This window comes from Soehngenia sp., assembly GCF_055108775.1.
Genome location: NZ_JBSQIL010000043.1, coordinates 1 through 15,550, shown reverse-complemented (window position 1 = coordinate 15,550; position 15,550 = coordinate 1). Strand labels below are relative to the sequence as shown.

The window sequence follows — 15,550 nt, the reverse complement described above, 5'->3', positions numbered from 1 at the left end:
GCTGATGTAAAGAAAAAACTTGAACGGAAAGAAATGGAAGAAAAGATAAAATCAGAGACTATTGATATAACTGAAAGAAGAAAAGTAACTTCATTGGGGCATAAACATCCATTACTTCAGACTATCAAAGAATTAGAGGATTTATTTATAAGTATGGGGTTTAATGTAGTAACAGGCCCTGAAATAGAAACTGTTGAAAATAATTTTGATATGTTAAATTCACCAGAAAACCATCCTTCAAGGGACTTGTCGGATACTTTTTATATAAATGATAAAATATTGTTGCGAACTCATACTTCGCCAGTACAAATAAGGGCAATGAAAAGATATAATGCCCCACTAAAAATCATATCTGCTGGACGAACTTTCAGGTTTGATGATGTTGATGATACTCATTCACCTATGTTTCATCAGCTAGAAGGACTAGTTGTAGATGAAAATATTTCTATGGCGAATTTAAAATATACTTTAGATATTTTTATTAAAGAATTATTTGGTAGTGATATGAAAACTAGATATAGACCACATTATTTTCCATTTACAGAGCCAAGTGCGGAAGTAGATGTCACATGTATCGAGTGTAGAGGAGAAGGATGCCCTCGTTGTAACTTTACTGGATGGTCGATGGAGCTATTAGGATGCGGAATGGTTCATCCTAAAGTGCTTGAAAACTGTGGAATAGACTCAGAAAAATATACTGGTTTTGCATTTGGAATGGGAGTAGATAGGATTACTATGGTAAAATACGGGATAAAAGACATCAGACTATTGTTTGATAATGACAATAGATTTCTAGAACAGTTTTAGTAAAGGTTGTGATTAAGTTATGTTTTTACCAATAAAATGGCTAAAAAATTATGTGGATATAAAATTACCTACTAAAGAAATAGCAGATGGACTTACATACTCAGGATCTCATGTGGAATCAATAAAAAAATTAAACAATGGGATCTCAAATGTAGTAGTAGGGAAAATCATCAAAGTTAAAGCTCATCCAAATGCTGATAAATTAAAAATCTGTACAGTTGATGTTTCCGATGAAATATTGACAATAGTAACAGGAGCAGACAATGTGAGAGAAGGGGATTTGGTTCCTGTAGCCAAAGTAGGTGCAAAATTACCAGATGGTAAAGAGATTACAGAAGCTGATTTCAGAGGAGAAAAATCTTATGGAATGCTTTGCTCTTTAAAGGAATTGGGATATGAGGACAATGTGATTCCAAAGGAAGCTAAAGATGGAATATTTATAATAGATGACAATGTTAATATAGGTGAAAATATTGTAGATGTTCTGTCACTAGATGATGAGATTATCGAATTTGAAATAACGCCTAATAGACCAGATTGTTTAAGTATATATGGAATGGCTAGGGAAACATCTGCAACCTTTAACTTAGAATTAAAAAAAATAAATGTTGAAATTATAAATCAGGTAGATGATATATCAAATCTAATAACAGGAATAGATATAAAAACTAATAATTGCCACAGATACTATGCAAAAGTGATTAAAGATGTCAATATAAAGCCATCACCACTTTGGCTACAAACTGCATTAATGAATGCAGGCGTAAGACCTATTAATAATATTGTGGATGTGACAAACTATGTTATGCTCGAATTAGGGGAACCGTTACATGCATTTGATGCCTCTAAAATTGAAGGCAACAAAATAATTGTCAGGCAAGCAAATGACTTAGAAGAGCTAGTCACTTTGGATGGTGTAAAAAGAGAATTAAAACAAGATGATATTGTTATAGCTGATATTAAAAAACCAATTGGTTTAGCTGGCATTATGGGAGGTTTAAATACTGAGATTACATCATCAACAAAATTAGTATTGATTGAAGGAGCAAACTTTGAAGCTAAAAATATCAGGCTATCATCAAAGAGGCTTGGGCTAAGAACTGAAGCTTCAACTAGATTTGAAAAGGGTGTTGATGAGAGCCTATGTAGTTTTGCTGTTGAAAGAGCATGTCAATTAATTGAAATGATTGGTGCTGGTAAAATAATAAATGGTAGCTATGATATTATTAAAAATAAAAATCCACAGACAATCATTTCATTAAGGCCAAATAGGATTGAAAAACTATTAGGAGTAAAAATTCCAGAAAATGAAATTTTAAATTACTTAAATAGACTTGAGTTTGAAGCTAAATTAGAAGGAGATAAAATAACTGTAAAAGTTCCTACGTTTAGAAAAGATGTTTCAGTAGAAGCTGATTTAATTGAAGAGGTAGGGAGATTATTTGGATTTCATAACATAAAACCATTGCCGCTATATGGCAATCTAACTAGAGGCAGTAGACCAAAAGATAGGGAAATACAAAACTACATTAAAGATATTTTTTGGGGTATCGGTTTCAATGAGGCAATGACTTATTCTTTCTTAAGTCCCAAAGTGTTTGACAAATTGAATCTTCCTCAGGATCATGTGCTTCGAAACTGCGTCAGATTGATGAACCCTCTAGGTGAAGACTATAGTGTTATGAGAACTAGCCTAATCCCAAATATGTTAGATTTACTCAATAAAAACAATAACAGAGGAATTGAACGAGCAATGATTTATGAAATAGGGAACATATTTGTACCTAATTCTATTCCAGATAGCTTACCAGATGAAATGATGAGAATTTGCTTAGGAATATATGGTGATAAAGATTTTTACTTTATGAAAGATGCTATTGAAACTTTACTAGAACGACTTGGCATTAAAGATGTAAAGTTTTCTCGAGAAAATGAAAGCCCTATTTTTCATCCAGGTAAAAGTGCAAGGATACTTAAAGATGGTAGGATTTTAGGTGTTTTTGGCGAAGTACATCCTGAAGTGCTTAAAAATTACAACTTTGATAAGCGAGTATATATTGGTGATTTAGATTTTAATGGAATTTTTGAAAATATAAATATGGATTGGAAATATACTGATTTACCTAAATATCCTTCAATTGATAGAGACATAGCTATTGTAGTTGATGAAGATGTAGCAGTTGGAGATATAGAGGAAATAATTTATGCAAATGGAGAAGGATTGATTGAAAGCATAGATTTATTTGATATTTACAGAGGCAATCAAATTGATAGTGGGAAAAAGAGTTTGGCTTTTTCTATAAGATATAGATCAAATGACAGAACATTAAAAGACGAAGATATAATTCATATTCAAAAAAGAATATTAAATAAATTAGAAGAAAGATTCCATGCAAAATTGAGGGGTTGACAGGGTAGAAAATTTCTACCCTGTTTTAATAAAATTTTAGGGGGATAGTTATGACAAATTATAAGAAGATAAATGTTTTAATTGATGGTCGTAACTTTACAATTGTTGGGACAGAAGATGAAAGGTATGTAAGGGAACTAGCTGACTATGTTGATGCTAACATTAAGAGGCTTTCTAGCAGAAATGATAAATTAAGTCCAGCTATGGCCGCAACATTAGCTGCTTTAAATATTTCTGATGAATTATTTAAGGCAAGGAATGAACTTAAAGAATTACAAAAAAAATCCAAAGAACCTCTAGAACAATATGAAGGGCTAAAAAAAGAGCTTGAAGAAAATAAAAAAATAATTAAAGAACTAGAAAATAAAAACCTCGAACAAAAAGATGAAGTAATTAAAACAAAGATTAGCATGGAAGAATTGTATAAGACTGTTAACTCTTTAAAAGATGAACTAGAGAGAAAGAATAATATGATTTTGGAGTTAGAAAAAGAGATAGAAGAATATAAAGAAAAAAACTTTGAAAATCAATTAGAATTGGTTGAATTAAAAAAACAATTAAATGAGTTGCAAAACTTGAGCAAAAAAAAGTGAGGAAAATATATGCGAAACAATAAACTTGAATTATTAGCTCCAGCAGGAAGTTTAGATGCCTTAAAAGCAGCCATAAATAATGGAGCAGATGCAGTATATATAGGTGGTAAAAATTTTAGTGCAAGAAAATATGCTACTAATTTTAGCAATGAGGAAATAATTCAAGCAATTCAATATGCACATTTAAGAGATAAAAAAATTTATGTGACAGTAAACACTTTGATAGATGAAAATGAGGTTAAAGATGCTATTGAATTCATTAATTTCATTTACCAAAATGGTGCAGATGCAGTAATAGTTCAGGATATTGGATTATGTAAAATAATTTCAGAGAATTTTCCTGATTTTCCAATTCATGCAAGTACTCAAATGACAGTCAACAATTTAGAAGGTTTTAAATTATTAGAAGAATTAAATGTTGAAAGAATTGTAGTTGCTAGAGAAACACCTTTAAATGAAATTAAAAGAATTAGGGATAACACAAATATTGAAATAGAAGCCTTTATTCATGGAGCACTTTGCTTCTCATATTCTGGTCAATGTCTTATGAGCAGTTTAATAGGAGGAAGAAGTGGAAATAGGGGAGCTTGTGCACAACCATGCCGAAAGAAGTATTGCTTAGAGAATTCTAATGGGAAAGTAGTATCCGATCAAAAATACTACTTGAGTATGAGAGACTTAAATACAATAGACTTTATATATGACTTAGAAAATGCTGGTGTAACCTCATTCAAAATAGAAGGAAGAATGAAAAGACCAGAATATGTGGCAGTAGTTTGTTCGATTTATAGGAAAGTTTTAGATGGGTATGAAGTAGATGAAAATGAAAAAAAGAATCTGTATGAGATTTTTAATCGTAAATTTACTAAAGGTATAATGCTTGGAGACTTTGGAGTCAATTTGATGGCAGTTGATAGACCTAATAATAGAGGGGTAGTAATAGGCAAAGTTATAGATGTTAGAAACAAAAAAGTAAAAGTTAAATTACTAGACAAATTGTTTGTTGGAGATGGACTAGAATTTATAAATAACAAGGGAGAAAATATTGGTTTTATATCTAATACAAATACTAATTGTGGAGATGAAATTATATTTGAAATTGAAAGCATTAGGAGTGGGTCAAGCGTAACAAGGACATCAAAAAGAAGCTTATTGGAAAATGCATCCAAGAGCTATGAAAAAGATGAAAAATTACCAGTTAGCATTAAAGCTAAGTTTAAAATTGGAGAAAAAGCTCTTGTAGAATTGACATTTAAAGATAAGAGAATTATAAAAAAATCCAATTCAACAGTTGAATTAGCAAATAATGCACCTATTACTAAGGATACAGTTTTAAAACAATTATCAAAGTTTGGGAATACTCCATTTTTACTTGATAAAATTGATATAGATATAGATGAAGGGATTTTTTTAAACATTAAAGAGATAAATGAGATGAGAAGAGAGGCAGTAAAAGAATTACTTGGTAATATTAGCAAATATAATGATAGAAAAGAAGTATTTATAGAAAAAATTTTATTTAATAAAGGTCAATCTTCTATCAAAAACGCAAGTAAAAAACTTGAAGTAAAAATAAGCACCCAAGAACAGTTTGACATGTTAGATTTGTCAAAGATTAATCGTGTATTTTTAGATTATAACAAAAATCTTAGAAAAAACTTATTAAAAGCGAAAGAAAACAATGTTGAAACTTATCTTTGTACTGATCATGTAATACATGAAAAGGAGATAAACAAATACGATATATCTATTAGAGAAAATTTAAATTTACTAGATGGTATAGCTATTTCTAATTTAGGTATGTTATATTATGTTAAAGAAAATTTTGATTTAAATATTTGTGCTGATATTGGGCTAAATGTTTTTAATTCTCATACTGCAAATTTATTATTTGATAAAGGAGTCGACACATTAATTTTATCTCCTGAACTAAACTTTAACCAATTAAAAAATATTACACGCAATACATATGGGCATTTAAGCTATATTGTATATGGATATTTACCTTCCATGGTTTCAAAGAACTGTCCTTTTAGCTCAATAAAAGGGTGTATAGATGAAAGAAATTGTGAAAATTGTAATTACAAAAATGGATATTATTTAAGAGACGAAAAAGGTTACTCCTTTAGAGTAGAAAGGAAATCCAGCCAAACAATCATATACAACTCAAAACCTTTGATGATACTTCAAGAAATTGATGACTTAAATAAAATTGGAATTGAGTGGTTTAGATTAAATTTCACATTTGAGGCGAATATAGACAAAATAGTAGATATTTTTAGCAAGTTTATTAATGGTGAAATGTCCAAGACAGAAGTTAATGATTACTTAAATAATTTAAAAATTAATCAACAAATAACAAAAGGGCATATAAATAGAGGTATATTATAGAGGTGAATTACTTGGACTTAAAGAGTTTAAAAGTATTAGAGTATGAAAAAATAAAAGAGAAACTTAAATTGCATTGTGTAACATTTTTGGGAAAAGATATAGTCGACAATTTAGCTCCTAGTACGGATATGGATAAAATTCAACATATGCTTAATGAAACGGAAGAAGCTTATAAACTAATATTTAGAATAGGTAATCCACCATTATCAGAAATTGAGCAAATTGATGATTACTTAAAAAGGGCTTCAATCGGAGGGGCAATTACACCTTATGGACTGATTCAAATTTCTAAGACATTGAAAATATCGAGAGAACTAAAATCATACCTACTATCACAAAGAGAATTATTAAAATCTGAGCTCGGTTTATTACTAGAAATAGCTGATCAAATAGTACTTATTAAAACGCTTGAGTCAAAAATAAACGATGCTATTATAAGTGAAGATGAAATTTCAGACAATGCTAGTGCTAAGCTTAGAGATATTAGAAGAAAAATAAGAGTAAAAAACGATAATATAAAAGATAAATTAAACAGTATATTAAACAATCTATCAACCAAAAAATATTTACAGGATAATTTAATAACTATAAGAGATGGCAGATATGTAATCCCTGTGAAATCTGAAAACAAATCTAGTGTAGCAGGTATAGTTCATGATGTTTCTTCTAGTGGGGCTACTGCCTTTATTGAACCTCTTGCAGTAGTGGAGTTAAATAATGAGATAAGAGAATTGGAAATAGAGGAGAAGAAAGAAATTGAACGTATTCTTTTAGAGATCTCTCAGTTAGTTAAGGAAAATGCTGAGTTTATTAAAACTAATCAAGAATTAATTGGGTTTATAGATTTCATCTTTGCAAAAGCTAAGTTAGCTATTGAAGAAAATGCTACTAAGCCAGAATTAAATAACAAAGGGTATTTAAATTTTAAAAAAGCAAGACATCCATTACTAGAAGGAAATGTAGTCCCTATTGATATTTATCTTGGGGATGACTTTAATTCTCTTATAATAACAGGACCAAATACAGGAGGTAAAACTGTTACATTAAAAACTGTGGGATTACTGACTTTGATGGGGCAGTCAGGTCTATTTGTGCCAGCATCTGATGGCTCTAAGTTAGCTGTTTTTGAATATATTGGAGCTGACATAGGCGATGAACAAAGTATTGAACAGAGTTTATCTACATTTTCATCTCATATGAAAAATATAGTTCAAATCCTAAACGAAATAAACAAAAATTCACTTGTTTTATTTGATGAATTAGGGGCAGGTACAGATCCGGTAGAAGGCGCAGCTCTTGCCATGGCGATTTTAAACGAATTGAAAGAAAAGGATATTAGGGTAATAGCAACAACACATTATAGCCAGCTTAAGATATATGCATTAACTACTGAAAAAGTCAAGAATGCTTCAATGGAATTTGATGTAGAAAAATTAACACCAACTTACAAATTAATCATTGGGCTGCCTGGAAAATCTAATGCATTTGAAATATCTAAGCGATTGGGTTTACCAGAAAAAATAATTTTTAATGCACGAGAACTTATGACAAAAGAGAATATAGAATTTGAAGAAGTTTTAAAATCTATAGACGCTGATAGGAAAGCAATCGAATCAGAAAAATTAGAAATAGAGAATTTAAAAAAATCATTAAATAAATTAGAAAAAGAATTAGAGCAAGAAAGAACAAAGATGATTTTAGAAAAAGAAAAAATCATAGCTGAAGCAAAACAAAGCGCTATAGAAGTTTTAGAGAATGCTAACAAGCAAGCAGAAGATTTAATAAGGGAAATAAGAGAAGTTTTTTTTGAATTAGATAGGGAAAAACAAAATAAAATTTTAGAAGTAAAGAAAAACTTTTCAAATGAGATAAACAATATAAAACATCAAATCATTGAAACAAATAAAAAAATAAATAAAAAAGAAAAAATAAAAGGAGTAAAAATTGGGCAAACAGTAAAAGTTAACAGCATAGATCAAATTGGCACTGTGCTTTCCATGCCAGACGAGAAAGGAAATTTAGATTTACAGGTCGGAATTATGAAAATAAATGTAAATTTATCTGATCTTTCAATTTATGAAGAGGATAGCAATAAAGATTTAACTTATAATAAAAAATACAACAAAAATACTCTTACTAAGTCTAAACAGATAAAGAAGGAACTTGATTTAAGAGGATATGATACAGAAAATGCAATAATGGAAATTGATAAGTATTTGGATGATGCATATTTAGCAGGAATAGATCAAGTATTCATAATTCATGGTAAAGGTACAGGTGTTCTTAGAGAAGGAGTAAGAAATTATCTAAGCAAGCATAAACATGTTAAATCAATGAGATATGGAGAATTCAATGAAGGTGGAGATGGAGTAACTGTAGTAAAACTGAAATAGATATTGTATTTTTGATAACAATAATATATATTGATAATATCACTTTAACAAATGATAAGGAGGAATTTACTTGATCAACTTTAAAGAAGCTGCGATTAATTTACTAGCAGATAATATAGATGTATTAACTAGAGATGAGATAAGCAAATTGATAGAAATACCGCCATCATATGAAATGGGAGATTTTGCATTTCCGGTATACAAATTATCAAAAGAGTATAAAAAGGCTCCAAATTTAATATCAAAAGAATTAGAGGAAAATTTACCTGACAATGAATATTTCGAAAAAATAGAGGCAGTTGGTCCATATTTAAATTTTTTTATTGATAAAGAAAAATTAGCTTCTGTTGTTATAGAAGAGATAAAAGAAAAAAAAGAAAAATATGGCTCATCTAGTCTTGGAGAAGGTAAAAAGGTAATAGTTGAATTTTCATCTCCTAATATTGCTAAACCATTTCATATTGGTCATATAAGATCAACAGTAATAGGTAACTCACTATCTAAAATTTATAAATTTTTAGGATTTGATGTTGTGACAATAAATCATCTTGGTGATTATGGAACCCAATTCGGAATGCTGATATCTGCATATAAACGATGGGGAGATAAAAAACAAATAGAGTCAGATCCAATTAGAGAGCTATTAAAATTATATGTAAGATTCAATTCAGAAGCAGAGAAAGATCCTGAACTAATGGACGAAGCTCGATTTTGGTTTAAGAAATTGGAAGAAAAAGATGAGGAAGCATTAGAATTATGGCAGTGGATAAGAGATATAAGCTTAAAAGAATTTCATAAAGTATATGACTTGTTGAATATAAGCTTTGATTCATATGCAGGCGAAAGCTTTTACTCTGATAAAATGCCCGCAGTTGTAGAAGAAATGAAGGAAAAAGGATTATTAAAGGAATCTGAAGGAGCACTAATTGTAGATTTAGAACCTTACGGTATGCCTCCTGCACTGATAATGAAGAAAGATGGCTCTACATTGTACACAACTAGAGATATAGCTGCTGCGATATATAGAAAAGAACATTATGATTTTTATAAGAATATCTATGTAGTAGCATCACAGCAAAACCTTCATTTTAAAGCATGGATAAAAATCCTTGAACTTATGGGATATGATTGGGCAAAGGATTGTATACATGTACCTTTTGGTATGGTGAGTTTAGAAGAGGGCACACTTTCTACTAGAAAAGGCAGAGTGGTATTTTTAGAAGATGTATTAAATACAGCAATAGAAAGCACTAGAAAAATTATAGAGGAGAGAAATCCAAACTTACCAAACAAAGATGAAGTTGCAAAACAAGTGGGTATAGGAGCTGTTGTGTTCCAGGAGCTTTTCAATCAGAGGATAAAGGATTATACATTCAGCTGGGAAAGAACATTAAGTTTTGAAGGAGAAACTGGACCATATGTTCAATATACACACGCTAGAACGAATTCATTGCTTGAAAAAGGCAATTATGATATAAATCATGAGGTTTCATATAAAGACTTGACAAAAGAGGAAGAGACTAATATTTTGAGAAATTTGCTCCAATTTCCAGAGGTTATAATAGATGCCATGGAAAAGAATGAGCCATATTTCATTACAAGGCATATACTTGAATTAGCAAAATTATTTAATAAATACTATAATTCAACTTCAATAATCGTTGATGATGAAAATTTAAAGCAAACAAGGTTATCTTTGGTTTATGCTGTTAAGACAGTTATAAAGACAGGATTGTCATTGCTAGGCATAGAAGCACCAAACAAAATGTAGACCTTATCTAATTAGATAAGGTCTCTTCCATTAAATAATCTAAAAATTCTTGTGGGCTTGATTCAGAGAGTGTTGCTAACTGATTTAAAATATTATTTCTTAAACTTAAAAAATCTTCTATATGAGTGCTTTCTCCAGTATATTTTAAAGCTTCGAGAATCAACAACATATCATCTTTGGAGATTTCTTGAATTGATATTTTTTCAAATTGGAATTGTTTCATTTTTCGTCCCCTTTCTACACTTTCTAAATAATATATTATATCTTTTAAGCTAATTATTCAACAAAAGACTTGATTAATATTAAATAATCATTGAGGTGTTTTATGTCTATTTTGCTAACAACATTAAACTCTAAATTTATTCATACAAATCTTGCGATAAGATATTTAAAAAAATATGTCGAAGATATCGCCGACGTAGAATTGTTAGAATTTACAATAAATCAAACTACAGAGGAAATAGCAAGAAAAATTTTCATAAAGAATCCTAGCTTAATAGGATTTTCTACTTATATTTGGAATTTAAAGCAAACTTTAGAAGTATGCAAGAGGTTAAAAACTATTAACCCAGATGTTAGGATCTTGCTTGGAGGCCCTGAGGTATCTTTTGACAGCAAAGAATTGATGCAAGAGAATAAATTCATAGACTATATCATTTGCGACGAAGGAGAAGAGGCATTTAAAGAATTGGTTCTTGGTTTAAATCCTAAAAACATCCAAAACTTAGTATATCGTGAAGATGGTAATATTATAAAAAATAAAACTAGAAAACCAATTGAAAATTTAGACTTAATTCCCTCGCCCTATCTTAATAGCAAGGAAGATTTTACTGGGAAAATAGTTTACTACGAAGCATCTAGAGGATGCCCATTTAACTGTAGTTTTTGTTTATCGTCAGGGAGAAAAGTTAGATATTTCTCTTTGGAAAGAATTTATCAAGATATCGATTACTTAGTTAAGAGAAAAGTCAAACAAATAAAATTTATCGATAGAACTTTTAATGCCAATAAAAACTTTGCTAGAAAGATATTAGATTATATTATTGCTTTAGATCCAGATGAGGTAAATTTTCATTTTGAGATAACCGCCAGACTTTTTGAAACAGAAGATATTGAATATTTTAAAACAGTAAAAGAAGGCTTGTTTCAGTTTGAAATAGGTATGCAATCAACAAACGAGAAAACTTTAAAAGAGATTGATAGAAATGAGAATTACGAAAAAGTAAAAGAAATATCACTAAAGATTAAGGAGTTAGGGAATATTCATCAGCATTTAGATTTAATTATTGGATTACCTTATGAGGATTATGAATCATTTTCAAAGTCCTTTGATGATTTGTATAATATACATCCTGATAAACTCCAGCTTGGATTTCTAAAATTGCTAAAAGGTTCAAAATTAAGATTTGAAGAAAAAAAACATGGATATATATATATCGATGACCCACCGTATGAAATACTTTACAACAACTACATATCTTATAAAGATATAGTAAAATTAAAATTTATTGAAGAAGTTGTTGAGAAATATTACAATGAAGGGTATTTTAAAAATTCTATAGACTTTGTTATAAAAACCAAGTTTCATAGCTCCTTTAAATTTTTTGAGGACTTTAGTAGGTATTTATTTGAGATTAATTTTTTCGATTCATCGCATAGTCGAAAATCATTATACTATTATATGAATAATTATTTTAAAGATGAAGAACAATTAAATGATTCATACGAGATACTTGTTGAATTACTAAAATTTGATTTTTTGAATTCAAATGTAGATAAAAACATCCCTGAATATATGAATACATGCCCTAAAATAAGATTTGATGAAATTCACAATTTATTGAAGGAAAAAAATGTTATCAAACAGTTGATATTTCATGATGAAAATTTAAGTACAAAGGAAATTATTAAAGATGTAGTAATCTACAAATTTAAGTATAATATTTCGGAATTGTTAAACCAACCACCACTATCAGTTTCAAGTGATGAAAGGATTATTTTATTTGAATATAATAATAAAGGTATTGTTAACAGAACAAATGTTATAGATATTACAAATATATACAAGGAGATGGATAAATGGATATAATAAAAGATTTACTAGAAGTAAACAAAAGTTCTTTATTGAAATCAATTAAATCAATCAAATCGCATTGGGAGGCTTTGCTCATTATTTTTGTCTATGCAATAATGACACAAATAATAACTTCAATTGTATCAAGAATACTAGTTGGATCATTAAGCATAATATCTGGATTTTTAATAGTATTAATTGAAGCCGCAATAGTTTCTAGCTTGCTATTTGTATTAAAAGATATTGTTTTATATAACAGATTTAGATGGAAAAGTGTGATAGATGGGCTAAACTATTATCTTTGGAAAGTCTATGGCGTATTATTTATTCTTTTTGTTGTTAATCTTATTTTATCGTTATTTTATAATGTTATTGGTAGTGCAGCTTTTATAATAAACACTTTGTTTCAATTGTTTATATTGATAATGTTAAATCCTCTACCAGAGATTATTTATTTAAAAAATTATGATCCTAGAGATTCTTTAACATATAGTATTGAATTTATAAGAGAAAATTTTTTGAATTGGATTATACCAAACATTATATTCGGGCTAATATTGTTTGCTATCAATAGTGCAATCGATGTAACTTTCTTCCCTTTTAATTTAGCTTTTTTAATGCCACTATTATTAAAAAATATTTTTCTTAGTATCATAATTTCATTTGCCATGATATACCGAGGCCATTTATTTTATCTGCTAAGCACATCTACAAGAAGAAAAAGACAATATATGAATAAATTCTAAGGAGTGCTTATAATGAAAGAAATTGATAAACTTTTTTTAAAATATGCAGAAAATGTTGCATTTGTACAATTAAAAGAAGATAAAAGTATTAAAATTCAGGATACCTTTATTGATAGTTCAATACCACTTCCAATAGTTACAGAAATATTCATAGAAGATTTAAAAAAAGATGAAATACTAGAAGATATCCCATTAGAAAGAATTATACAAGGGATGGCATATATAATTGGTGCAGATCCAGAGTTTAAATATAATGATAAGTATATTGATTTTTTAAGTTCTATTAGAGACATAGCAATGAGATATATATTTAAAGAAGCCATTTCTTATTTTGACAAAAAATCATATAAACTAAGTGCATTATACTTTAGAACTTTAACAACTGTATTTCCAGATAACGATAACTTTTTTTATTATGCTTTAGCAATTGAAGCTATTGGAAAAGAATTAATAGAACAAGATAAAATTGAAGAGGGGAACAAATTTATAGTTGAGTCTAAAAATATATTAGAAAATATAATCGACAAAAGTACGGATTATTACCCTGCATACTACAAATTAGGATACTATTATAAATATTTTAATGAATTTATAAAAGCTAAAATTACTTGGGAAAAGGCACTTAGATTAGACAATGATGAAAACAGAAAAAATGAAATAAGATTAGAACTTGAGTATATGGAAAGAGACTATACAATAGAATTAGCAATATGGCAGATAAACAATCTAAATTATGAAAAAGCTATAGACGAATTAAGCAAATTAGTAGCTAAAGGAAAAGATGATTACTATGTGAACTATCTTCTAGGGATAGCATATAGTGGTTATGGAAATTTAGAATTATCTAAACAGTATCTACTGATTGCATTAGACAAAAACGACAAAGACTCTAATGTTTATAACGAACTAGGGATAGTATATTTTAATCAAGGGAATATAAAAGAAGCAGTAAATATATTCACTGAAGGTTTAAAAAGGTTTAAAGATGATTATAGGCTTTATTTCAATAGAGGCTTAGGGTATTTAAATCTAGGAGAAACAATGAAAGGCTATTTTGATATAAAGAAAGCAAATGAACTTAATAATGACGATGAAAACATAAGAAATCAATTAAAAGAAATAGAAAAATTCATAACTGATATGGGGGAGGTTATTAAATGATAAAATCTATAGCAGATTTATATAATATCAATGGGCAGGCTAGAAAAATGGCCGTAGTAGCATGTCAAGATCATGAAGTTCTAGAGGCGGCTGTTGAAAGTTATGAAATGGGGTTAACGGAACCATTACTTATTGGAGATAAAAACAAGACATATGAAATAGCCCAAAACATAGGAATTGACATATCAAAATTTGAATTTATACAAGAGCAAGATATTGTAAAAGCTAGTGAAATAGGGGTAAAATTAGCCTCGAGTGGACAAGTTGATTTTTTAATGAAAGGATTAGTAGACACATCTATATTATTAAAGGCTGTACTAAATAAAGACTGGGGCATTCGTAAATTTAAATTGCTTAGCCATGTTATGATTTATCAAGTAAATACTTATCATAAACTTTTGTTTCTTACAGATGGAGGAATGAATCTACAACCAAGCTTAGAAGAAAAGGTTGATATTATAAACAACGCATCTTTAGTGGCTAGAGCTTTGGGTTTAAAAGAGATTAAAGTGGCTGCACTAGCTGCAAAAGAGAAAGTAGATCCTAAAATGCCTGCAACTTTAGATGCTGGAAAATTAAAAGAGATGTATTTGGAAGGTAAATTTGCTGAGGATATAATTGTTGATGGTCCATTTGCATTGGATTTAGCTGTATCAAAACAAGCATGCGAAATAAAAGGAGTAAATAGTATGGTTGGAGGAGATGCAGACATATTACTTGTACCAAATATTGAAATGGGTAACGGTATAGGAAAGGCAATAACATATTTAGCAAATGGCGAATCTGCAGGCATAATTATAGGAGCTAGTGTGCCTATAGTATTGACTTCTAGAGCAGATGATAAAAAAACAAAATTAAATTCAATCGCCTTAGGGAATGCAATAGCTATTAATTCAGTGCATGATGAATTTTAATAAATCTTAATATTTTTTTAAAACTCATTTTCATTGACATTAGAATTAAGAAGTGTTAATATATATAAAGTCAACGACAGTTTTAAAGAGTTAATAAAGACTTAACAAAAACTTTAAAAAAACTTAAAAAAAGGTATTGACACGATATAATAGAAGATGTTATACTAACAAAGTCGCCAAAAGAGCGACAGTGAACCAAGAAAACTAAACAGTGTGAAACTTTGAATAAACTACAAAGTTAATTTTTAAAAAGTAAGAAGTAATTGAGCTAAATCAAACTATTAAATGAG

General features: G+C 29.0%; 11 protein-coding genes. 10 read left to right on the top strand and 1 reads right to left on the bottom strand.

Annotated features, from left to right (window positions below; genetic code table 11):
- The 6 genes from pheS to argS all read left to right on the top strand — a co-directional run.
- Positions 1-807, top strand: an 807-nt coding sequence (gene pheS / locus ACTB1H_RS06500; RefSeq protein WP_463262027.1) for a phenylalanine--tRNA ligase subunit alpha, incomplete at its 5' end; no start/stop codon positions are given.
- Positions 808-826: 19 nt separating this feature from the next.
- A complete protein-coding gene (gene pheT / locus ACTB1H_RS06495) occupies positions 827-3,217 on the top strand; it encodes a phenylalanine--tRNA ligase subunit beta (RefSeq protein WP_463262026.1) in 2,391 nt (796 codons plus the stop codon).
- A gap of 50 nt (positions 3,218-3,267) precedes the next feature.
- On the top strand, positions 3,268-3,810 hold the full coding sequence (locus ACTB1H_RS06490) for a cell division protein ZapA (protein ID WP_463262025.1): 543 nt from the start codon (positions 3,268-3,270) through the stop codon (positions 3,808-3,810).
- Positions 3,811-3,819: 9 nt separating this feature from the next.
- Positions 3,820-6,201: a U32 family peptidase gene (locus tag ACTB1H_RS06485; RefSeq protein WP_463262024.1), complete on the top strand. Its 2,382-nt coding sequence runs from the start codon at positions 3,820-3,822 to the stop codon at positions 6,199-6,201.
- Between the two features lie 11 nt (positions 6,202-6,212).
- Positions 6,213-8,594 (top strand): endonuclease MutS2, encoded by a 2,382-nt coding sequence (locus ACTB1H_RS06480; protein WP_463262023.1) that lies wholly within the window; start codon positions 6,213-6,215, stop codon positions 8,592-8,594.
- A 70-nt stretch (positions 8,595-8,664) separates the two neighbouring features.
- Positions 8,665-10,365 (top strand): arginine--tRNA ligase, encoded by a 1,701-nt coding sequence (argS, locus tag ACTB1H_RS06475; protein WP_463262022.1) that lies wholly within the window; start codon positions 8,665-8,667, stop codon positions 10,363-10,365.
- A gap of 7 nt (positions 10,366-10,372) precedes the next feature.
- Here the strand turns inward: argS and ACTB1H_RS06470 are convergent, their stop codons facing one another.
- Positions 10,373-10,588 (bottom strand): hypothetical protein, encoded by a 216-nt coding sequence (locus ACTB1H_RS06470; protein ID WP_463262021.1) that lies wholly within the window; start codon positions 10,586-10,588, stop codon positions 10,373-10,375.
- A 102-nt stretch (positions 10,589-10,690) separates the two neighbouring features.
- Between ACTB1H_RS06470 and ACTB1H_RS06465 the strand changes: the two genes are divergently transcribed.
- The 4 genes from ACTB1H_RS06465 to ACTB1H_RS06450 are packed head-to-tail and all read left to right on the top strand — an operon-like array spanning position 10,691 to position 15,260.
- Entirely contained in the window at positions 10,691-12,454 is a 1,764-nt protein-coding gene (locus ACTB1H_RS06465) for a B12-binding domain-containing radical SAM protein (protein ID WP_463262020.1), read from the top strand.
- On the top strand, positions 12,445-13,185 hold the full coding sequence (locus ACTB1H_RS06460) for a hypothetical protein (protein WP_463262019.1): 741 nt from the start codon (positions 12,445-12,447) through the stop codon (positions 13,183-13,185). The genes ACTB1H_RS06465 and ACTB1H_RS06460 overlap by 10 nt, the downstream gene beginning before the upstream one ends.
- A gap of 12 nt (positions 13,186-13,197) precedes the next feature.
- Entirely contained in the window at positions 13,198-14,346 is a 1,149-nt protein-coding gene (locus ACTB1H_RS06455) for a tetratricopeptide repeat protein (RefSeq protein WP_463262018.1), read from the top strand.
- Entirely contained in the window at positions 14,343-15,260 is a 918-nt protein-coding gene (locus ACTB1H_RS06450; RefSeq protein WP_463262017.1) for a bifunctional enoyl-CoA hydratase/phosphate acetyltransferase, read from the top strand. The genes ACTB1H_RS06455 and ACTB1H_RS06450 overlap by 4 nt, the downstream gene beginning before the upstream one ends.
- The last annotated feature ends 290 nt before the right edge of the window (positions 15,261-15,550 follow it).

Bases quoted from the DNA above. Each gene is read 5' to 3' on its own strand.
- ACTB1H_RS06455 (WP_463262018.1), top strand. From the start codon at position 13,198: ATGAAAGAAATTGATAAACTTTTTTTAAAATATGCAGAAAATGTTGCA.
- ACTB1H_RS06450 (WP_463262017.1), top strand. From the start codon at position 14,343: ATGATAAAATCTATAGCAGATTTATATAATATCAATGGGCAGGCTAGA.
- ACTB1H_RS06470 (WP_463262021.1), bottom strand. From the start codon at position 10,588: ATGAAACAATTCCAATTTGAAAAAATATCAATTCAAGAAATCTCCAAA.
- ACTB1H_RS06460 (WP_463262019.1), top strand. From the start codon at position 12,445: ATGGATATAATAAAAGATTTACTAGAAGTAAACAAAAGTTCTTTATTG.
- ACTB1H_RS06490 (WP_463262025.1), top strand. From the start codon at position 3,268: ATGACAAATTATAAGAAGATAAATGTTTTAATTGATGGTCGTAACTTT.
- pheT (WP_463262026.1), top strand. From the start codon at position 827: ATGTTTTTACCAATAAAATGGCTAAAAAATTATGTGGATATAAAATTA.
- ACTB1H_RS06485 (WP_463262024.1), top strand. From the start codon at position 3,820: ATGCGAAACAATAAACTTGAATTATTAGCTCCAGCAGGAAGTTTAGAT.
- ACTB1H_RS06465 (WP_463262020.1), top strand. From the start codon at position 10,691: ATGTCTATTTTGCTAACAACATTAAACTCTAAATTTATTCATACAAAT.